The organism is Kitasatospora phosalacinea (genome assembly GCF_000717185.1).
Lineage (GTDB): Bacteria > Actinomycetota > Actinomycetes > Streptomycetales > Streptomycetaceae > Kitasatospora > Kitasatospora phosalacinea_A.
On sequence record NZ_JNYE01000127.1, the window covers coordinates 1 to 19,118 of the forward strand.

A 19,118-nucleotide genomic window follows, 5' to 3' on the forward strand; every position below is an offset into this window, starting at 1 on the left:
CTGACCAGCGTGATCTGGCACAACGACCACACCGGCCAACCCGTCAAACGCTCGCTGACCGCCTACGACCACTAGCCCTTGGCATCAATCATCTAGTTGGCCCGGTCGAAGTCGATCGCGCTGTACGCCCGCAGCTTGGCGAGCTTGTGGGTGGAGTCGATCCGCCGGATCGTCCCGCTCTTGGAGCGCATCACCAGCGACGAGGTGGTGGCGGTCTCCTGGCGGTAGTGGACGCCGCGCAGCAGTTCGCCGTCGGTGATGCCGGTGGCGACGAAGAACACGTTCTCGCCGCTGACCAGGTCGTCCGTGGTCAGGACGCGGTCCAGGTCGTGCCCGGCGTCGATCGCCTTCTGCCGCTCCGCCGCGTCCTTGGGCCACAGCCGTCCCTGGATGACGCCGCCCATGCACTTCATCGCGCAGGCGGCGATGATGCCCTCGGGGGTGCCGCCGACGCCCATCAGCAGGTCGACGCCGGTCCCCTCGCGGGCGGCCATGATCGCACCGGCCACGTCGCCGTCCGAGATGAACTTGATCCGGGCGCCGGCCTCGCGGATCTCCCGGACCAGGTCCTCGTGCCGGGGCCGGTCGAGCACGACGACGGTGACGTCCTCGACGGCGGAGCCCTTCGCCTTGGCGACCCGGCGGATGTTGACCGCGGGCGGGGCGGTGATGTCGACGTAGTCGGCGGCCTCGGGGCCGCAGACCAGCTTGTCCATGTAGAAGACCGCGCTGGGGTCGAACATGGTGCCGCGGTCGGCGACCGCGAGCACCGCGACGGCGTTGTTCATGCCCTTGGCGGTGAGGGTGGTGCCGTCCACCGGGTCGACGGCGACGTCGCACTCGGCGCCGGTGCCGTCGCCGACCCGCTCGCCGTTGTAGAGCATCGGGGCCTCGTCCTTCTCGCCCTCGCCGATGACGACGACGCCGTTCATCGAGACGGTGGAGACGAGGGTGCGCATTGCCTTCACGGCCGCGCCGTCGGCGCCGTTCTTGTCGCCCCGGCCGACCCAGCGGCCGGCCGCCATCGCGGCGGCCTCGGTGACCCGGACCAGTTCGAGGGCGAGGTTGCGGTCGGGCGCTTCCGGCGCGACCTCGAGGGCGGAGGGGAGGTGGTGCGGGTACTGCGTGGTCATCGTCGTTACCTCTCTGTACGCGACGGCCAGTCAGCACCGGGACGCGGAGCGTCACCAGTGCTGCGTTGAGGGTTGCTGCGATCGTATCGGCAGGTGGAACGGGTGTCTGTGGCGCCCGCCTCGCCCGCCCCTTACCGGCACCGACCGGCACCGACCGGCACACCGGTGCGCGGCGCCCGCGTAAGCGCCGCCTACCATGGGCGGGTGGCAGGCAACAGCAGCAAGAGGGGCCGTCAGACGGTACGGGACATGGTCCTGTCGATGGCGGCGGTCGGCGTCGTGGTGGTGGTCGCGTACTTCTCGATCCCCAGCGCGGACGGCAAGGGCGGCGTGCACGCCGTGCCGTACCAGGTCGAGCTCGCCTCGGCGAAGCGCGCCGCACCGTACCCGCTGCTGGGCCCGGACCGGCTGCCGGACGGCTGGACGGCCACCTCGGTGAGCTACAGCCCCAACGACAAGGGCCGCGCCGCCTGGCACCTGGGCATCAACACCGCCTCCGGCCAGTACGCGGCGATCGAGCAGAGCGACGGCAAGTCCGCGGACGTGGTGGAGCGGAACGTGCCGGGCGCCCAGCCGGACGGCACCGTCACCGTGGCGGGCCAGGAGTGGCAGCGGGTGCAGGGCGACCGCTACCGGGCGCTGGTCCGCCCGGCGGGGGAGACCGGCACCACGGTGCTCACCGGCACCGCCTCGTACGAGGAGCTGGCCCGGCTCGCCGAGACCCTGAAGTAGGCCCCGCGGTACGGCGAAGGCCCCCGCCGGGGTACGGCGGGGGCCTTCGCGGTCACGCGGCGTCCGGGATCAGACGGTGGTGACGACCTCGTCGTAGGCCAGGCGCGGGCTGCGCGGGAACCAGGCGTCCTCGCCCGGCTTGCCGATGTTGACCACGGCCAGCACCGAGTGCTCGCCGTCGCCGAAGAACTCCTTGTTGATGCCCTCGGCGTTGTAGCCGGTCATCGGGCCGGCGGCCAGGCCGGCGGCGCGGACGCCGATGATGAAGTAGGCGGCCTGCAGGGCGCCGTTCAGGGTGGCGGAGGCCTCGCGGACCGGGCGCTCGGAGAAGAACATGTCCTTCGCCTGCGGGAAGTGCGGCAGCTGCGACGGGAGCTCCTCGTGGAACTCGTTGTCGGCGGCGAGGATGGCGACCAGCGGCGCGGCGGAGGTCTTGGCCTGGTTGCCCTCGGCCATGTGCTGGACGAGGCGGGCGCGGCCCTCCTCGGAGCGGACCAGGACGATGCGCAGCGGCTGCTGGTTGAACGCGGTCGGGCCGTACTTCACCAGGTCGTAGATGGCCTGGACCTGCTCGTCGCTGACCGGCTCGTCCGAGAAGGTGTTGGCGGTGCGGGCCTCGCGGAAGAGCAGGTCCTGGGCGGCGGCGTCGAGTGCCAGGGTCATGGTCTGTGTCCTACCTCAAGCTGGGGTCCGGTCCGGCGGCTGGGTGCCGCACGATGAGGTCCAACTTCGATGAAACTTAAACCATTCCCGGCTCCCGCCGTGACGTGCGTCACACGGAGGCCCCGCCGGTCACTCCCCGGCGGGCTCCTCCACGGCCATCGCCGCGTCCAGCCGGGCCCGGGCGCCGTCCAGCCAGCGCTGGCAGACCTTGGCCAGCTCCTCGCCGCGCTCCCACAGTGCCAGCGACTCCTCCAGTGTCGTCCCGCCGGTCTCCAACTGCCGCACCACCTGCAGCAGTTCGTCCCGCGCCTGCTCGTAGCCGAGCGACTCCTGAGGACCTGCTCCCTGCCGACCGCGCTGATCTGCCATGCCGCCAGGGTAGGCGCTGCCCCCGACAAACCCGTCGCACCCCGCCCCGGCCCCGGCGGCGCCCCGGCCGCCGGGGCCGCGCGCCCTACGCCAGCGTGCGCCGCAGGTTCAGCCGGGCCCGGTACGTCAGCGTCTTCACCGCGCCCACCCGCAGACCGATCCGGTCGGCGATCTCCACCGAGCTCAGCCCGTCCCAGTACCGCAGCCGCAGCACCGAGCGCTGCCGCTCGTTCAGCACCGACAGCGCCGCCCCCACCCGCTCCGCCTCGGCCGCGGCGATCACCGAATCCTCCACCCGCACCCCGGAATCGCGGTCGGCGACCGCGGCCACCGCCGACTCCCGGCGGGTGGAGCGCCGTTTCTCGTGGTCCAGAAGCACATTGCGGGCGATGGTGAACATCCACGCGCCGAGATCCGTGCCCGTCCAGTGGAAACCGCGAATTCCCGCCATCGCGCGGACGAAAGTGTCCTGGGCCAGGTCCTCGGCCAGCGGCCGGCTCCCGGTGCGGCGCAGCAGGAACGCCAGCACCGCGCCGTGGTAGCACCGGTAGATGTCCGCCCAGGCATCGCGGTTCCCCGACTTGGCCGCCTCGATCAGCGCGGGCGTCACCACCGGTCCGTCCGACGGGGAGACGTCCATGCCAAACCTCCGGAAAATGCCGGAAAAGGGAAGGCCCGTCACACTATGACCCGGTCCGACCCGGGGCAAGCAGTTCACGGGAAAGCAACGTGAATTCCCGTCGATTCCCGCGCGGAGGGGGGCTCGCGGGCAATTCCGCGAGCCGCCACCGGATTGTCGACGGACGGTCAGCCCGCGCCGGGCTCCACCCGCACCCCGAACGACCCGCCCGCGACCCGGGCCCGCAGCGCCTCCCCGTCCGCGGCCTGCGCCGGGTCGGTCAGCACCGTGCCGTCCGCCTTCTGCAGCACCGCGTACCCGCGCTCCAGGGTGGCCAGCGGCGACAGCGCCACCACCCGGGCCAGCGCGTGCCCCAGGTCGCTCTGCGCGAGGTCGAGCCGGTGCCCGAGCGCCCGCCGGGACCGCTCCACCAGCGCCTCCACCTCCGCGCCGCGGGCCGCCACCGCCTCGGTCGGCGCCGCCAGCGCCGGACGGCTGCGCACCGAGGCCAGCCCCGCCGACTCCCGCTCCACCCGGTGCAGCACGGCCCGCCGCGCCTGGTCGCGCAACTGCCGCACCCGGGCCAGCTCCTCGCCCACGTCCGGCACCACCCGCTTCGCCGCGTCGGTCGGGGTGGACGCCCGGAAGTCCGCGACGAAGTCCAGCAGCGGTCGGTCCGGCTCGTGCCCGATCGCGCTCACCACCGGCGTCCGGGCCGCCGCCACCGTCCGCACCAACTCCTCGTCGGAGAACGGCAGCAGGTCCTCCACGCTGCCGCCGCCGCGGGCCACCACGATCACCTCGACCTCCGGCAGCGCGTCCAGCTCCCGCACCGCCTCGCACACCCGGCCCACCGCCTGCGGCCCCTGCACCGGCACGTTGCGCACCTCGAAGCGGACGGCCGGCCAGCGCCGCCGGGCGTTCTCCAGCACGTCCCGCTCGGCCGCCGAACCGCGGCCGGTCACCAGGCCCACGCAGCCCGGCAGGAACGGCAGCGGCTGCTTCCGGGCGTCCTCGAACAGCCCCTCGGCGAACAGCCGCCGCTTCAACTGCTCCAGCCGCGCCAGCAGTTCGCCCAGCCCGACCAGCCGCAGCTCGGAGGCCCGCAGCGAGAGCGCCCCGCGCGCCGTGTACCACTCCGGCTTCGCCCGGACGATCACCCGGGCCCCCTCCTGCACGGCGTCCGCCACCTGCTCGAACACCTGCCGGAAGCAGGTCACCGTCAACGAGACGTCCCGGTCCGGGTCCCGCAGCGTCAGGAACACCATCCCGGCCCCCGGCCGCCGGTTCAGCTGCGCGATCTGCCCCTCCACCCACACCTCGCCCAGCCGGTCGACCCACCCCCCGATCAACGCCGAGACCTTCCCCACCGGCAGGGGCGCTTCCGGACTGCTCGCATTGGCCATCCCCCGAGGCTAACCGCTGCCACGGACGCGCGACCGGCACGCGCGAGCCCCCGGCCGTGCCACCCCGGCCCGCGCAGCAGTCCGTTCCGCGCCTCCCGTCAGCGCGCCTCCCGCCCGCGCTGGGCGACGAGCACCACCAGCCCCACCCCCAGCCACACCGCCCCCACCACCTGCGCCGGGTGCGAGGCCTCCACCAGCACCGCCACCAGCACCGCGACCCCCAGCAGCGGCACCACCCCGTGCCGCAGCCAGTCCCGCGAGCCGCCGCGCACCACGTACCAGCCCACCACCGAGGCGTGCAGCAGCACGAACGCGGTGAGCGCGCCGACGTTGACCACCGAGGTCAGCTGGTCGAGCCCGTCGTCGCGGCGGGCCGCCCAGACCGCCGCGACCAGCGTGATCACGGCCGCGGTCAGCAGCGCCCGCCGGGGCACCGCCGTCCGCCCGTCGACCACGCCCAGGGCCCGCGGCAGCCGCCCCTCCCGGCCCATCGCGAACACCAGCCGCCCGGCCGCGGCCTGCCCGGCCAGGGCCGCGAACGCCGCCCCGACGGCCTTGGACGCGGCGATCAGCACGTGCAGCCAGTGCCCGACCGAGGCTTCCACGGTGTCGTAGAAGGCGGAGCCCTGCGCCTCCGGGTCGGCGGCCAGCTGCTGCGGCGCGGTCGGTTCCAGCACCGCCGCCAGGTACGTCTGCACCACGAACAGCAGCCCGGCCAGGGCCAGGCACCACAGCACCGCCCGGGCCACCGCCGCCGAGGCGCCGACGGCCTCCTCGACGAAGGAGGCGATCGCGTCGAAGCCCAGGTAGGAGAGCACCGCCACCGACACCGCCGACAGCACCGCCGTCAACGAGAACGCGCCGACGCCCCCGAACGGGGAGCCCCAGTCGCGGGCCGCCCCGTCCCGGGCCAGCACCACCACCGCGGCGACCACGAACACCGCCAGCACCACGACCTCCACCGCCAGCACCACGAACCCCACCGCCGCGGCCGTCCGCACCCCGGCCAGGTTCAGCGCCGTGGTGACCAGCACCGCCAGCACCGTCCACACCCAGCGCGAGACGTCCGGCACCAGCGAGTTCAGCGCGATCCCGGAGAACAGGTACGCCACCGCGGGGATCAGCAGGTAGTCCAGCATCGCCATCCACCCGGCGACGAACCCCGCCCCCTCGCCCAACCCGGCCCGCGCGTACGCGAACACCGACCCGGCCCGCGGCACCGCCCGCACCATCTCGGCGTACGACAGCGCGGTGAACCCCATCGCCACCGTCGCCACCAGGTACACCGCGGCCACCGCGCCGTGGCTCTTCGCGTCCAGCACGCCGAACACGCCGACCGGCGCCATCGGGGCGATGAACAGCAGCCCGTACACCATCAGATCCCGCACCCCGAGGGTGCGCCGCAGCTCAGCGGTCCGCGCCTGTGTGCTCACCCTCGCCATTCCACCGGCTCGCGCCCGCCCGGCAGCGGCGACGCGCGTCCGGCCCCGCGGGACTCGCCCGTACGATGGAGCCATGTCGACCACCGCCCAGCGCCGTGTCCTGCTCGCCGCCCCCCGGGGTTACTGCGCGGGCGTCGACCGCGCCGTGATCGCCGTGGAGAAGGCCCTGGAGCAGTACGGGGCGCCGATCTACGTCCGCAAGCAGATCGTCCACAACAAGTACGTCGTGCAGACCCTGGAGAAGCGGGGCGCGATCTTCGTCGACGAGACGGAGGAGGTGCCCGAGGGATCGATCGTGGTCTTCTCGGCGCACGGCGTCGCCCCGTCCGTGCACGACGAGGCCGAGGCCGGCAAGCTCGCCACCATCGACGCGACCTGCCCGCTCGTCACCAAGGTGCACAAGGAGGCCCGCCGGTTCGCCGACGAGGACTACGACATCCTGCTGATCGGCCACGAGGGCCACGAGGAGGTCGTCGGCACCATGGGCGAGGCCCCCGAGCGGATCCACCTGGTGGACGGCGCGGAGGACGTCGCGAACGTGAAGGTGCGCGACGAGTCCAAGCTGGTCTGGCTCTCCCAGACCACCCTCTCGGTGGACGAGACCATGGAGACCGTCGGCGCCCTCAAGCTGCGCTTCCCGCTGCTGGTCTCCCCGCCCAGCGACGACATCTGCTACGCCACCCAGAACCGCCAGGTCGCCGTCAAGCAGCTCGCCCCCGAGGCCGACCTGCTGATCGTGGTCGGCTCCAAGAACTCCTCCAACTCGGTCCGGCTGGTCGAGGTCGGCCTCGAGTACGGCGCCAAGGCCGCCCACCTGGTCGACTTCGCCGAGGAGATCGACCCGGCCTGGCTGGAGGGCGTCACCACGGTCGGCCTGACCAGCGGCGCCTCGGTGCCGGAGGTCCTGGTCGACGGCGTGCTCGAACTGCTCGCCTCGCACGGCTTCGCGGACGTCCGGATCGTCAAGACCGCCGAGGAGCACCTCATCTTCTCGCTCCCCAAGGAGCTCCGCCGCGACCTGCGCGCCGAAGCCGCCGGCAAGGTCTGACCCACCCCTCCGGTGCCCGGTCCCGCCCGTCGGGACCGGGCACCGTCCGTTCGAACGGGCTGCGCCCGCCCCCGTCCCCCCGTACGTTGGTGCGAGGGCCGGCGGGCAGCGGACGCCCCCGGCGGGCACGGGAGGCGACGGCAGTGACGACGGTCTTCGGCGTGGACATCGGCGGCTCGGGCATCAAGGGCGCACCGGTCGACCTGGACAGGGGCGCCCTCGCCCAGGAGCGCCACAAGGTGCTCACCCCGCACCCCTCCGGACCGGACGAGGTGATCGCGGCGGTCCGCGAGGTCGTCCGGCACTTCGACCACCGCGGGCCGGTCGGCCTGACCTTCCCCGGCGTGGTCGTCGACGGGCGCACCACCACCGCCGCCAACGTCGACAAGGGCTGGATCGGCCTGGACGCCGCCGCCCGCTTCAGCGAGGCCCTCGGCCTGCCCGCCACCGTGGTCAACGACGCCGACGCGGCCGGCATCGCCGAGGTCACCTACGGCGCCGGACGCGGCCGGGGCGGCGTCGTCCTGCTGCTCACCTTCGGCACCGGCATCGGCAGCGCCCTGTTCTCCGACGGCGTGCTCGTCCCCAACACCGAACTCGGCCACCTCGAACTGCGCGGCAAGGACGCCGAACGGCGCGCCTCCTCCGCGGCCAAGGAGCGCCACGACCTCAGCTGGCCGGAGTGGGCGGGGCGGGTCGACGAGTACCTCGACCTGGTCGAGATGCTGTTCTCCCCGCAGCTGATCGTGATCGGCGGCGGCGTCAGCCGCAAGCACGAGAAGTTCCTGCCCCTGCTCAAGGAGCGCCGCGCCGAGGTCGTCCCCGCCGAACTGCGCAACGACGCGGGCATCGTCGGCGCCGCCATGGCGGCCACCCTGCAGCCCACCGTGCCCGCCGCGGAGCCCCCGGTCGGCCACTGAGCCCGGCCGGGCTCCCGCCCTGCCGGGCGTCCTACCGGGCCCGGCGGTGGCGGCGCTGGGCCACGTAACGCGCAGTGACGATCGCGGCGGCCAGGGCGGTGCCGGTGAACAGCCAGCCCGCCCGCAGCGCCAGCCCGCCGGCCAGCGCGACCACCTCGCCGGTGACGCCCTGCGAGGGGCCCGGCTGCAGCAGCACCAGCGCCGCCGCGAAGGCGATCGGCCCGCAGATCGGCGCCGCCGGCAGGTCCGAGTACCGCACCCGCACGGCCAGCTGGAAGCACACCACCAGATAGCCGAGCCCGAACAGCACCCCGAGCCCGCCGAACAGCAGCCGGTCCACCGCGGCGCACACCAGCGTCCCGGCCACCGCCACGACCCCGGTGCCCACCGCCGTCAGCCGGGCCGGACGCCCGCTCCCGCCGCGCCGCTGCCGCGCCGCCAGCAGCCGCTGCACCGCGCGCTTCAACGCCTGCGGGCCGGTCCGGGCGCCGGACGCCGACCGCAACCGCGACTCGGGGGGCCCGCTCTGCCCCGGAACGGCGGCCTCGCCGGCGCCGCGCCCGGGCGGTCGCCTTCTCGGCCCTGGCGGCTGGGTACGGATGCTCTGCTCCACCCGACCAACGTACGGTCCGATCATCGACACCGTGTGTAATGGCCCCCGAGCAATTGTCCGTGTCCGGTCGGTGCGCGCCCCCACCGCGCTTCAACCGTCCCCCCGCGCGCCCCGTAGACTGGGGGATCGGCCCGCACCGGGCCACCTCGACGCCCTCCAAGCCCCGGGACACCACTCTCCATGTCGCTCACGATCGGAATCGTCGGCCTGCCGAACGTCGGCAAGTCGACCCTGTTCAACGCCCTGACCAAGAACGACGTGCTGGCGGCCAACTACCCGTTCGCCACCATCGAGCCGAACGTCGGCGTCGTCGGTGTCCCCGACCCGCGGCTGGGCAAGCTCGCCGAGATCTTCGGCTCGCAGCGCATCCTCCCGGCCACCGTCGACTTCGTCGACATCGCGGGCATCGTCCGCGGCGCCAGCGAGGGCGAGGGCCTGGGCAACAAGTTCCTCGCCAACATCCGCGAGGCCAACGCGATCTGCCAGGTCGTCCGGGCCTTCACCGACCCCGACGTGGTCCACGTCGACGGCAAGGTCTCGCCCAAGGACGACATCGAGACCATCCACACCGAGCTGATCCTCGCCGACCTGCAGACCATCGAGAAGGCGCTGCCCCGGCTCCAGAAGGAAGCCCGGCTCAAGAAGGACACCGCGCCGGTGCTCGCCGCCGCCGAGGCCGCCCAGGCCGTCCTGGAGACCGGCAAGACCCTCTTCGAGGCCGGCTTCGACACCACCGCCGTCCGCGACCTGCACCTGATGACCTCGAAGCCGTTCCTCTACGTCTTCAACGTCGACGAGGACGCCCTCTCCGACGAGGACTTCAAGGACGCCCAGCGCGCCCTGGTCGCCCCCGCCGAGGCCATCTTCCTCAACGCCAAGATCGAGTCCGAGCTGATCGAGCTCGACGACGACGAGGCCCTCGAACTCCTCCAGTCCATGGGCCAGGACGAGCCCGGCCTCGCCACCCTCGCCCGGGTCGGCTTCGCCACCCTCGGCCTGCAGACCTACCTCACCGCCGGCCCCAAGGAAACCCGCGCCTGGACCATCAAGCAGGGCGCCACCGCCCCCGAGGCCGCCGGTGTCATCCACACCGACTTCCAGAAGGGCTTCATCAAGGCCGAGGTCACCTCCTTCGACGACCTCGTCGCCGCCGGCTCCCTCACCGAGGCCCGCGCCAAGGGCAAGGCCCGCATCGAGGGCAAGGACTACGTCATGCAGGACGGCGACGTCGTCGAGTTCCGCTTCAACGTCTGACCCTCCCCGCGCCCCGAAGGGGCCGTCCTCCCCCCGGAGGGCGGCCCCTTCGCCGCGTCCGGGCGCGGAAAACCCCGGGCCCGCACGGCCCGGCCCGGGCGATCATGGCGGTCATGGAGACCATGGAGACCAGCTTCCTCGCCATCGGCGAACTCACCGCCACCCCGCCCGTCGCCGTCGTCGTCGACGTGATGCGCGCCTTCACCACCGCGGCCTGGGCCTTCGGGCAGGGCGCCGAGCGGATCGTGCTCGCCGAATCGCTCGACGCCGCACTGGAGTCGAAGGCCCGCCACCCCGACTGGATCGCCCTCAAGGACGGGGCGCCCGCCCCCGGGTTCGACGCCGTCAACTCGCCCGGCCGGATCCGCGACACCGACCTCGCCGGGCGCACCGTCGTCCAGAAGACCACCGCCGGAACGGTCGGCGCACTCGCCGTGCGGGGCGCCGACCTGGTGCTGTGCGCGAGCTTCGCGGTCGCCGGGGCCACCGCCCGCGCCCTGCACGGCCGCCCCGCGGTCACCTTCGTCGTCACCGGCGAGGACGGCCGCGCCGAAGAGGACCTCGCCTGCGCCCACTACATCGCCCACCGCGCCACCGGCCCCGCCCCCGACCCCGCCCCCTACCTCCGCCGCGCCGCCTCCTCCACCGCCGCGTCGGAACTGGCCCAGGGCATCCGCGAGGGCGTCCACGAGGACGACGTGCGGCTCTGCCTGGAACTCGACCGCTTCCCCTTCGCGATGGCCGCCGCCCCGGAGGACGGACTCATGGTGCTGCGCCCGTACGGGGAACGAGTCGGCTGAGGCCGATCGTGGAACGGCGGGTGCGGGGGCAGGTGGGACACGGGTGCGCCGCGGAGCCCGGGGGAGGCCGGACACGGCGCCGGAGGGGTTGGTAGACACTGTCTACTCGGCGCTGGTAGACAGTGTCCATGAACAGCGAGGAGCAGACCCCCCTGCGGGAGCGCCTGGTGGACGCCGGGGTGGAGTTGGTGCTGGCGGAGGGGTCGGGGGCGGTCGGGCTGCGGGAGATCGCGCGGCGGGCCGGGGTGTCGCACGGGGCGCCGCGGCGGTACTTCGCGACGCACCGGGAGCTGCTGTCGGCGGTGGCGCGGCGCGGGTTCGAGGAGTTGGCGGGGCGGTTCGCGGCGGTGCGGGGGACGGGCCCGCGGGAGCGGGTCGCGGGGGCCGCCCGGGCGTACCTGGCGTACGCCGTCGAGCGGCGCGGGATGTACGAGTTGATGTTCCGGCACGACCTGCTGAGCAGCGACGGGCTGGAGGCGGCGGGGCCGCGGCTGCGGGAGGCGACGGTGCCGCTGTTCGGGGAGCTGGCGCGGCTGGTCGGGGAGTGCACGGGGGACGCGGAGCGGGCGCCGGTGGTGACGGCCGCGCTGTGGGCGAACCTGCACGGGCTGGCGCAGCTGCGGGGCTGGGGGAGCACAGGGCTGCTGCTGGGGGAGGGGCGCGAGGAGGAGCTGCTGGAGGCGGTGCTGTCCGCGCACCTCGGGGCCGCGCAGTGAGCGGCGGCGCGAGCCGCCTCGCGTTGCCGGTGAGCGCCGGGGCGGCCGTGCTGGTGGCCCTGGACGGCACGGTGCTGCTGATGGCGCAGCCCGGCATGCGGCGCGAACTCGACGCCACCGCAGCCGAGTTGCAGTGGACGAGCACCGGCTACCTGGTGGCCGTCGCGGCCCTGCTGGTACTCGCGGGGCGGCTCGGCGACCGGTACGGCCACCGCCGGACGCTGCTGGCGGGCGTCCTGGGCTTCGGCGCGGCCTCGGCGGGCGTCGCGCTCGCGCCGGGCGTCGGCTGGGTGGTCGGGCTGCGGGTCGTGCAGGGCGTGTTCGGCGCGCTGCTGCAGCCGGGCACGCTCGCGCTGCTGCGGCTGTGCTGCCCGCCGGAGCGGCTGGGCCGGGCGGTCGCCGTCCGGACGGGGGCGATCGCGGTGGCGGCGGGCGCGGGCCCGCTGCTCGGCGGGGTGCTGGTGGACGGGTTCGGCTGGCGCGCGGTGTTCTGGATCAACGTCCCGGTCGCCGCCCTGCTCGCCGCCATGACCCTCGCCCTCCCCGCCCCCGCCCCGCCCCGGGCCGCGAATGCGGACACGGACGCGGCCGCGGACGCGGCCGCGGACGCGGCCGCCCGGCGGTCCGGCCTCGCCGCCGCCGCCCTGCTCGCGGCGGCGCTGGCCGTCTCGGTGCACGCGCTGTCCCGCGTCCCGGAGCGCGGCTGGGGCGGGGCGGCCCCCGAACTCGCGCTGGCCGCAGCCCTGTTCGGCGTGCTGGCGGGGCACGAGCGGCGGGCCGCGAGCCCGGTGGTGCCACGGCCGGTGGTCCGTTCGCGGCCGGTGGTGGTCTCGCTGCTCCTGCTGCTGACCGCCTCGGCGGGGCTGTTCGGCACGCTGTTCAGCACCACCTTCCGACTCCAGGACGCCTTGCACGTCGGCCCGTCGGAGACGGCGCTGCGGATGCTGCCGCTGACCGCGCTGATGGTGCTGGGCGCCCCGGCGGCGGAACGGACGCTGCGGGCGCGGGGGCCCCGGTGGACGGCGCTGGCGGGGGTGGCGCTGCTGGTGGCGGGCATCGCGGGGCTGGCCGGGCCGGGCGGCGGGGGCGCCTCGGTGGCGGCGACGGGGGTGGCGTCGGCGCTGTTGGGCGCGGGGTTCGCGGCGGTGATGGTGACGGCGACCGGCACCGTGGTCGGCGACGCCCCGGCGGGGTACGCGGGGGTGGTCGGCGGCCTGAAGCAGACCGCCGTGAACATCGGCCCGACCCTGGGCATCGCGGCCGCCACCGGCACCGCCACCGGACCGCACGGCCCCCTGCCCGTCCTGGCGCTGCTCGCCGCCCTCGGCCTGCTGCCCGCCGCCGCCCTGCCGGGCACCCGACGGCTGCGCGAGCCCGCTGTCGGCGGCGCGTGACACCCTGGGCCCGCCCCTACCCTTCCCCACTCTTCCCCCACCCTTCCCCACCCGACAGGGAGTGCAGATGGACTTCGTCGAGTCGACCGTCGAGGCGGACGGCGAGCGCCTGGCCTGCACCGTGGTCGAGCCGTCGGCCCCGGCCCGGCCGCTCACGGCGCTGCTGATGCACGGTGCGGGCAGCGGTGACCGGCACCGCTGCCTGCCGCTGGCGCGGGAGTTGGCGTCCGCGGGGTGTCGTTCCGTGGTGTTCGACTTCGCCGGGCACGGGGCCAGCAGCGGCACCCTCGGGGAGCTCTCGTTGGCCCGTCGGGCCCGTCAGGCCAGGGCGGTGCTGGAGCGGCACGCTCCGGTCGGGCCGCTGCTGCTGGTGGGTTTCTCGATGAGCGGCCAGACCGTCGCCGATCTGGTGCGGATGCCCGAACTCGGCGTCCGCACCAGGGTGATCGGCCTCTGCGCGCCCGCCGCCTACGCCCATGAGGCCCGCGAACTGCCCTTCGCCGCGCCCGAGTTCACCAACACCCTGCGCACCGAGGGGAGTTGGCGCAGCAGCACGGCCTTCGAGACCTTCGCGGCCTTCGGTGGCCGGGCGGTGCTGGTGCTGCCGGAGACGGACGGCGTGATCCCGGCCGGGGTGACGCACGCGCTGGACGCCGCGCTCGGGTCACAGCGCCTGGCGTCCGGTGCCCCCGCGTCCTACGCCCGGCTCGTCCTGCCGGGCGCCGACCACCTGCTCGGGCGCTGGCTGGGGGAGCGTCCGGAGGAGTGCGCGCGGGTGGCCGCGGCGCTGCTGGCGGGCACCGGCTGAGGCGGCCCTCAGGGCAGTTCGACGACCAGGGTGCCGTCGGCCGCGCGGCTGACGGAGACGCCGGACAGGTCGTCGACGTGGTGGTCGGGCCGGTGGGCGGCGGCGCGCGGGCCGATGCCGAGCACCGGCATGCCGGCCGCCCGGGCGGCGGCGATGCCCGCCTCGGAGTCCTCCAGCACCAGGCACTCGGCGGGGGCGACGCCCAGTTCGGCGGCGGCCTTGAGGAAGCCCTCCGGGTCGGGCTTGCTGGCGCCGACGTGCTCGGCGGTGATCATCAGCGGCGGCAGCGGGACGTCGGCGGCGGCCATCCGGACCCGGGCCAGCCGGTCGTCGGCGGAGGTCACCAGGGCGTGCGGCAGCCCGGCCAGCGCGGCCACCAGCCGTGCGGCGCCCGGGACTTCGACCACGCCGTCGGTGTCGGAGGACTCCTCGTCGAGCATCACCGCGTTCTCGGCGAGGTTCTGCTCCACCGGGCGCCCGGGCAGCAGCAGGCCCATGGTGAGGTGGCCCTGCCGCCCGTGCGCGACCCGCATCACCTCGTCGCCGTCCAGGCCGTTGCGCTCGGCCCAGCGGCGCCAGCAGCGTTCGACCACGGCGTCGGAGTTGACCAGGGTGCCGTCCATGTCGAGCAGGACGGCCCGGACCGGCGGGGTGAGGACGGGCATCGGGGCTCCTCGGGAGGCCTCGTACGGGTGTTTGTTCCTCAATCGTACAAAACCCGTCCGGGGGTGCCCTCAGCCCACCAGGTGCGCGTTCACCGCCCGGGCCGCCGCGGCGAGCTCCGGCAGCTCGACCACCTCGGTGCCCGCGGCGGTCAGCAGCGCGGTGCCCTGGCAGGCCTCGACGAACAGCGCGGGCTCCCGCCAGGCCACCACCACCCGCGGCACTCCGGCCGCGACGAGCAGTTCGGCGCAGGGGTGCGGGCGGGAGGCGCGCTGCCCGCACGGCTCCAGGGTGGAGTAGACGGTGGCGGTGCGCAGCCGGGGGTCGTCGGCGGGGAGCTTGCCGAGTGCGGCCTCCTCGGCGTGGTTCACGGCGTCCACCTCGCGGCTGTGGCCCTCGGCGAGCACCTCGCCGTCCGTGCCGACGATCACCGCGCCGACCGAGAAGGCCGTCGTGGAGGGCGGGCAGCGCTTCGACAGTTCGATCGCGCGGCGCATCCAGCCGAGGTCGCGCTCGCGGTCACCGGTGCTCATCGGGGGACTCCTTCGGGGCGTACCGCAGCAGGACGACGTCCCCCACCGTACGCGCCCCGAGCAGCCGCATCCGCCGGGCCGGGCCGCCGGGGTAGGCGGCGGGGGAGAGGAAGCGCGGCGCGTCGGCCTGGCCGACCAGCAGCGGGGCGACGGCCAGTTGCAGCTCGTCGGCGAGGCCCTCGGCGAGGAACCGGGTGTGCACGGCGCCGCCGCCCTCGACCATCAGCCGGCGCACCCCGCGCGCGCCCAGGTCGTCGAGCACCGCGCCCAGCGGCACCTCCGCGCCCAGGCCGACCACCTCGGTGCCGGGCGCCCCGGCCAGCGCGGCGCGCAGCGCGGGCGCGGTGGCGTCGGTGGTGTAGGCGAGCTTGGCGCCGCCGGTGTGCCAGAACCTCAGCTCCGGGTCGAGCCGCCCGCTCGCGCTCAGGGTGACCTTCAGCGGGTGCGCGGGGCGCCCGGCGGCGACCCGCCCGGCGCGCCGCTCGGCCGAGTTGACCAGCAGCCGGGGGTTGTCGGCGCGCAGCGTCCCGCCGCCGACCAGGATCGCGTCGCTGTCGGCGCGCAGCGCGTCGACCCGGTCGAAGTCCTCGGCGTTGGAGAGCAGCAGCCGCTCGGGCGAGGCGTCGTCGAGGTGGCCGTCGAGCGACACCGCGGCGCTCAGCAGGACGTGGGGGCGGGGCACGGCGGGACTCCACGGGGTCGGCGGACGGCGGGATCCCCACACCGTACGCCGCCCGCCGGCCGGGGCGGCTCAGGGCGGCTCAGGGCGGCTCAGGACGGCCGGGGCGGCACCGGCAGCGGCAGGGCGGGCAGCCCGTTGATGCTGACGGCGACGTTCTCCTTGCCCTCGCAGTACTCGCTGAACCGGTCCTCGCCCTTGCGGTCGAAGAACTCGGCGAGCAGCGTCCGGTCGGCCCGGTAGTCCATGAACGGGACGGCGAACCCGCAGGAGTCGCTGACCCGCTCGGCCCGGACCAGGACGATCGCGCGCAGCGCGGTGCCGTCCGCGGCGGGGTCGAAGTGGGCGAGCAGCTCGGCGAACCGCGGGTCGTCGCGGAACACCGGCTCGCCGTGCCCGTGCACCCGCAGCACGGTCGGCGGACCCTCGAAGGCGCACCACATCAGGATGATCCGCCCGTTCTCCCGCAGGTGGGCGATGGTCTCGGCGTGCGAGCCGCCGAAGTCCAGGTAGGCGACGGTCAGTTCGTCGATCACGGCGAGCGTCCCGGCCCGGCCCTTGGGCGACAGGTTGAGGAAGCCGTCGGCGGCCAGCGGGGCGGTGCCGACGAAGTAGACGGGCTGCTTCTCGATGAAAGCGCGCAGCTTCGCATCGATGCGCTCATAGGTCTTTCCCATGCGGAGGATTCTGCTCCCGCAGGGTCCGGATGGCGAGGTGATTGTTCATCAGTCTTGTCATGTGAGACGAGTTTGTCCGAACAGTGGAACACTTTCCTATGCTGGAGAGGTCGCCAGGAGCCGCCTTCGAGGGAGAGGGAGTCCCGCCGTGCCCGCCTACACCCACGGTCACCACAACGCCGTCCTGCGCTCGCACCGCAGCCGCACCGCCGCCAACTCCGCCGCCTACCTGCTGCCCGAACTGCGCCCCGGGCAGCGGCTGCTGGACGTCGGCTGCGGCCCGGGCACGATCACCGCCGACTTCGCCGAACTGGTCGGCCCCGAGGGCCGGGTGGTCGGCATCGAGCCGGTCGCCGGGGTGCTGGCCGAGGCCTCCGCGCTGGCCGCCGACCGCGGGCTGGCGAACCTGTCGTACGAGGTCGCCGACGTGTACCGGCTGCCCTACGCCGACGGCTCGTTCGACGTGGTGCACGCCCACCAGGTGCTGCAGCACCTGCCCGACCCGGTCGCCGCGCTGCGCGAGATGCGCCGGGTCACCGCCCCCGGCGGGGTGATCGCGGTCCGCGACTCGGACTACGCCGCCATGACCTGGTACCCCGAACTGCCGGAGCTGGACGAGTGGTTGGGCCTGTACCGGAAGGTCGCCCGGACCAACGGCGGCGAGCCCGACGCCGGCCGCCGCCTGCTGGCCTGGGCCCGCGCGGCCGGCCTGGCCGACGCCCCGGGCGCCGAGGTCGTCCCCTCGTCCAGCAGTTGGACCTTCGCCACCGCCGACGAGCGCGCCTGGTGGTCGCAGAGCTGGGCCGAGCGCACGACCCGCACCAAGCTGGCCGACACCGCCCTGGCCGAGGGCCTGGCCACCCCCGCCGACCTGGAGCGGATCGCCGCGGGCTGGGCCCGCTGGGGTGCCGATCCGGATGCCTGGTTCGCCGTACTGCACGGCGAACTCCTGGTACGCGTAAGCTAGTTGGGACGCATCCGGGTTGACGAGACGTTGGCCGGCCGCGTACTGCCCGGTAGCACTCGCCGTCCGGCCTGGTGGCCGGACGGGCGGTCCGACCCGCCCCCCACCGGGTCGGACCGCTACCGTGTGGACATGCACCGAGAGGAGCGCCCGGCCGCCCCCCACCGGGTGATGCGCCAGGACGACAACGGCAACCGCTTCCTGCTCGCCCGCGGCCTCGGGAGGGCCGAAGCCGAGGCGCTGGCGGCCGAGTTCGAGGCCCGCGGCCACAAGCAGCTGTACTGGGTCGAGCCCGAGGAGCCGGAGGAGCCGGAGCGGCCCGCCGGGCCCGCGTGATCCCCCGCCGTCCGGCCCCGCTCGCGTAGCGTGGCACCTGGGCGGCGGAGGCCGCCCCGCGAGCGGAGGCCGAGGAGGCCGGGTGGGCGTCGAGATCGAGCGCAAGTTCCTCGTCCCGGAGGACGGACCCGTCCCGGACGGGCGGGAGTTCGAGGTCCGGCAGGGGTACCTGGTGCTCGGGCCCGAGGGGGCCGAGGCGCGGGTGCGCCGCCAGGGCGAGGAGTGCTCGCTGACCGTCAAGCGCGGCGCCGGGCTGGTCCGCGGCGAGTGGGAGACCCCGCTGAGCGCCGAGCAGTTCGCCGACCTGTGGCCCGCCACCGAGCACGCCCGGGTCGACAAGACCCGCCGGATCGTCCCGCTCGGCCCGGACGAGGCCGTGGTCGACACCTACCGCGGCCGGCTGGCCGGACTGCGCACCGTGGAGGTCGAGTTCACCGACCGGGAGGCGGCCGCCGCGTTCACCCCGCCGCCCTGGTTCGGCCCCGAGGTCACCGACCGCCCCGAGTTCAAGAACCGGCGGCTGGCCACCGCCGACGCCCCGCCCCTGCCGTAGGGTCGGGCCGGTACGACGAGCGCGAGGACGGCAATGGCAGACCTGATCGACACGGTGGCGTGGGTGCGGCTGGAGGGCGGCCGGATCCTGTGCGCCCGCCCCCGCGGCAAGGACGTGTTCTACATCCCCGGCGGCAAGCGCGAGGGCGCCGAGACCGACCTGCAGACCCTGGTCCGCGAGGTCGCCGAGGAACTCACCGTCACCATCCTCCCCGACACCGTCACCCACGTCGGCACCTACCGGGCCGAGGCCCACGCCCAGGCCCCCGGCACCCTGGTCTCGATGGCCTGCTACGCCGCCGACTACACCGGCACCCTCGCCGCCAGCAGCGAGATCGAGGAGGTCGAGTGGTTCGGCTACGCCGACCGCGACCGCGTCCCCCCGGTCGACCAGGTCCTCTTCGACGACCTGCACCGCGACGGCCGCCTGCACTGACGCCCGCCCGCGCGCACCGCACCGCGCAGCAGGCGAACCCCCTCCCGGCACGCCGAAACACCCGATCTGTACGCCAATCGGACAGACGACCCGTATGCCGGGATAGCGGCGCGATTCCCTGGGTATGGCAGAGTTCGGCAGCATTCGTCACGATCCGTGAGCCCGCGGCGGCGCGGCGTGGCGGCGGCCCGACCCCGGTGACCGCCGGGGGCGTCCCAGCGACGGCCGGAGGCTCCGTAGGTGGCGAAGCCGGGTGACGGCGGAGAGCGCGAGGCGTCCGGACCGCCCGCGCGCGGGGCGCGGCGCCCCGGCGGCGCCGCGCTGCCCGCGGGCCCGGCCGGCCGGGCCGCGGCCCGGGCCC

The 19,118-nt window shown here is 74.7% G+C and carries 23 protein-coding genes; 12 read left to right on the forward strand and 11 right to left on the reverse strand.

The window, feature by feature from the left end; all coding sequences use genetic code 11:
* Nucleotides 1-92 precede the first annotated feature (92 nt).
* Nucleotides 93-1,133 (reverse strand): class II fructose-bisphosphatase, encoded by a 1,041-nt coding sequence (gene glpX, locus OO57_RS34335; protein ID WP_033256699.1) that lies wholly within the window; start codon nt 1,131-1,133, stop codon nt 93-95.
* 204 nt (nt 1,134-1,337) lie between these two features.
* On the opposite strand from glpX, the gene OO57_RS34340 reads away from it, so the two are divergent.
* The gene (locus OO57_RS34340) at nt 1,338-1,865 is read left to right on the forward strand and encodes a DUF4245 domain-containing protein (RefSeq protein ID WP_234337632.1); all 528 of its coding nucleotides are present in this window, start codon (nt 1,338-1,340) and stop codon (nt 1,863-1,865) included.
* A gap of 69 nt (nt 1,866-1,934) precedes the next feature.
* On the opposite strand, the gene OO57_RS34345 is transcribed toward OO57_RS34340, so the two are convergent.
* The 5 genes from OO57_RS34345 to OO57_RS34365 form a co-directional block, all read right to left on the reverse strand.
* Nucleotides 1,935-2,528 (reverse strand): malonic semialdehyde reductase, encoded by a 594-nt coding sequence (locus tag OO57_RS34345; RefSeq protein WP_033256701.1) that lies wholly within the window; start codon nt 2,526-2,528, stop codon nt 1,935-1,937.
* A gap of 129 nt (nt 2,529-2,657) precedes the next feature.
* Nucleotides 2,658-2,897: an exodeoxyribonuclease VII small subunit gene (locus tag OO57_RS34350; RefSeq protein ID WP_033256702.1), complete on the reverse strand. Its 240-nt coding sequence runs from the start codon at nt 2,895-2,897 to the stop codon at nt 2,658-2,660.
* 85 nt (nt 2,898-2,982) lie between these two features.
* The gene (locus tag OO57_RS34355) at nt 2,983-3,507 is read right to left on the reverse strand and encodes an RNA polymerase sigma factor (protein ID WP_158715325.1); all 525 of its coding nucleotides are present in this window, start codon (nt 3,505-3,507) and stop codon (nt 2,983-2,985) included.
* 197 nt (nt 3,508-3,704) lie between these two features.
* A complete protein-coding gene (gene xseA / locus OO57_RS34360) occupies nt 3,705-4,922 on the reverse strand; it encodes an exodeoxyribonuclease VII large subunit (protein WP_033256704.1) in 1,218 nt (405 codons plus the stop codon).
* A 98-nt stretch (nt 4,923-5,020) separates the two neighbouring features.
* Nucleotides 5,021-6,364, reverse strand: a complete 1,344-nt coding sequence (locus OO57_RS34365) for an APC family permease (protein WP_033256705.1) — start codon at nt 6,362-6,364, stop codon at nt 5,021-5,023.
* Nucleotides 6,365-6,437: 73 nt separating this feature from the next.
* Between OO57_RS34365 and OO57_RS34370 the strand changes: the two genes are divergently transcribed.
* Nucleotides 6,438-7,412, forward strand: coding sequence for a 4-hydroxy-3-methylbut-2-enyl diphosphate reductase (locus OO57_RS34370; protein WP_033256706.1), 975 nt, complete (start codon nt 6,438-6,440; stop codon nt 7,410-7,412).
* 143 nt (nt 7,413-7,555) lie between these two features.
* Nucleotides 7,556-8,332, forward strand: a complete 777-nt coding sequence (gene ppgK / locus OO57_RS34375; protein ID WP_051778624.1) for a polyphosphate--glucose phosphotransferase — start codon at nt 7,556-7,558, stop codon at nt 8,330-8,332.
* A 31-nt stretch (nt 8,333-8,363) separates the two neighbouring features.
* On the opposite strand, the gene OO57_RS34380 is transcribed toward ppgK, so the two are convergent.
* Nucleotides 8,364-8,798 (reverse strand): DUF6542 domain-containing protein, encoded by a 435-nt coding sequence (locus OO57_RS34380; RefSeq protein WP_158715326.1) that lies wholly within the window; start codon nt 8,796-8,798, stop codon nt 8,364-8,366.
* A gap of 327 nt (nt 8,799-9,125) precedes the next feature.
* Here OO57_RS34380 and ychF point away from each other — a divergent pair, with 327 nt between their 5' ends.
* The 5 genes from ychF (at nt 9,126) to OO57_RS34405 (ending at nt 13,917) form a co-directional block, all read left to right on the forward strand.
* The gene (gene ychF / locus OO57_RS34385; protein WP_033256707.1) at nt 9,126-10,199 is read left to right on the forward strand and encodes a redox-regulated ATPase YchF; all 1,074 of its coding nucleotides are present in this window, start codon (nt 9,126-9,128) and stop codon (nt 10,197-10,199) included.
* A gap of 122 nt (nt 10,200-10,321) precedes the next feature.
* Nucleotides 10,322-10,999 carry a 2-phosphosulfolactate phosphatase gene (locus OO57_RS34390; RefSeq protein WP_033256721.1) on the forward strand — a complete coding sequence of 226 codons (678 nt, stop codon included), beginning with the start codon at nt 10,322-10,324 and terminating at the stop codon, nt 10,997-10,999.
* 128 nt (nt 11,000-11,127) lie between these two features.
* Nucleotides 11,128-11,715: a TetR/AcrR family transcriptional regulator gene (locus tag OO57_RS34395; protein ID WP_033256708.1), complete on the forward strand. Its 588-nt coding sequence runs from the start codon at nt 11,128-11,130 to the stop codon at nt 11,713-11,715.
* On the forward strand, nt 11,712-13,109 hold the full coding sequence (locus OO57_RS34400; RefSeq protein ID WP_033256709.1) for an MFS transporter: 1,398 nt from the start codon (nt 11,712-11,714) through the stop codon (nt 13,107-13,109). Before OO57_RS34395 ends, OO57_RS34400 begins: the two co-directional genes overlap by 4 nt.
* A 67-nt stretch (nt 13,110-13,176) precedes the next feature.
* The gene (locus OO57_RS34405; RefSeq protein WP_033256710.1) at nt 13,177-13,917 is read left to right on the forward strand and encodes an alpha/beta hydrolase; all 741 of its coding nucleotides are present in this window, start codon (nt 13,177-13,179) and stop codon (nt 13,915-13,917) included.
* 8 nt (nt 13,918-13,925) lie between these two features.
* On the opposite strand, the gene OO57_RS34410 is transcribed toward OO57_RS34405, so the two are convergent.
* From OO57_RS34410 to OO57_RS34425, 4 genes are all read right to left on the reverse strand, one after another.
* Nucleotides 13,926-14,582: an HAD-IA family hydrolase gene (locus OO57_RS34410; protein ID WP_033256711.1), complete on the reverse strand. Its 657-nt coding sequence runs from the start codon at nt 14,580-14,582 to the stop codon at nt 13,926-13,928.
* Between the two features lie 69 nt (nt 14,583-14,651).
* Nucleotides 14,652-15,113 carry a deaminase gene (locus OO57_RS47280; RefSeq protein ID WP_033256712.1) on the reverse strand — a complete coding sequence of 154 codons (462 nt, stop codon included), beginning with the start codon at nt 15,111-15,113 and terminating at the stop codon, nt 14,652-14,654.
* The gene (locus OO57_RS47285) at nt 15,100-15,795 is read right to left on the reverse strand and encodes a RibD family protein (RefSeq protein WP_033256713.1); all 696 of its coding nucleotides are present in this window, start codon (nt 15,793-15,795) and stop codon (nt 15,100-15,102) included. The genes OO57_RS47280 and OO57_RS47285 overlap by 14 nt, the downstream gene beginning before the upstream one ends.
* 89 nt (nt 15,796-15,884) lie before the next feature.
* Nucleotides 15,885-16,469 (reverse strand): pyridoxamine 5'-phosphate oxidase family protein, encoded by a 585-nt coding sequence (locus OO57_RS34425; RefSeq protein WP_033256714.1) that lies wholly within the window; start codon nt 16,467-16,469, stop codon nt 15,885-15,887.
* A gap of 148 nt (nt 16,470-16,617) precedes the next feature.
* Here OO57_RS34425 and OO57_RS34430 point away from each other — a divergent pair, with 148 nt between their 5' ends.
* The 4 genes from OO57_RS34430 to OO57_RS34445 all read left to right on the forward strand — a co-directional run bounded on the left by OO57_RS34430 (nt 16,618) and on the right by OO57_RS34445 (nt 18,757).
* Nucleotides 16,618-17,436 carry a methyltransferase domain-containing protein gene (locus OO57_RS34430; protein ID WP_033256715.1) on the forward strand — a complete coding sequence of 273 codons (819 nt, stop codon included), beginning with the start codon at nt 16,618-16,620 and terminating at the stop codon, nt 17,434-17,436.
* 129 nt (nt 17,437-17,565) lie between these two features.
* Entirely contained in the window at nt 17,566-17,769 is a 204-nt protein-coding gene (locus OO57_RS34435; protein WP_051778626.1) for a hypothetical protein, read from the forward strand.
* Between the two features lie 82 nt (nt 17,770-17,851).
* Complete coding sequence (locus OO57_RS34440) at nt 17,852-18,322, forward strand: CYTH domain-containing protein (RefSeq protein ID WP_033256717.1); 471 nt, start codon at nt 17,852-17,854, stop codon at nt 18,320-18,322.
* 33 nt (nt 18,323-18,355) lie between these two features.
* Nucleotides 18,356-18,757, forward strand: coding sequence for an NUDIX hydrolase (locus OO57_RS34445; RefSeq protein WP_033256718.1), 402 nt, complete (start codon nt 18,356-18,358; stop codon nt 18,755-18,757).
* Nucleotides 18,758-19,118 lie beyond the last annotated feature (361 nt).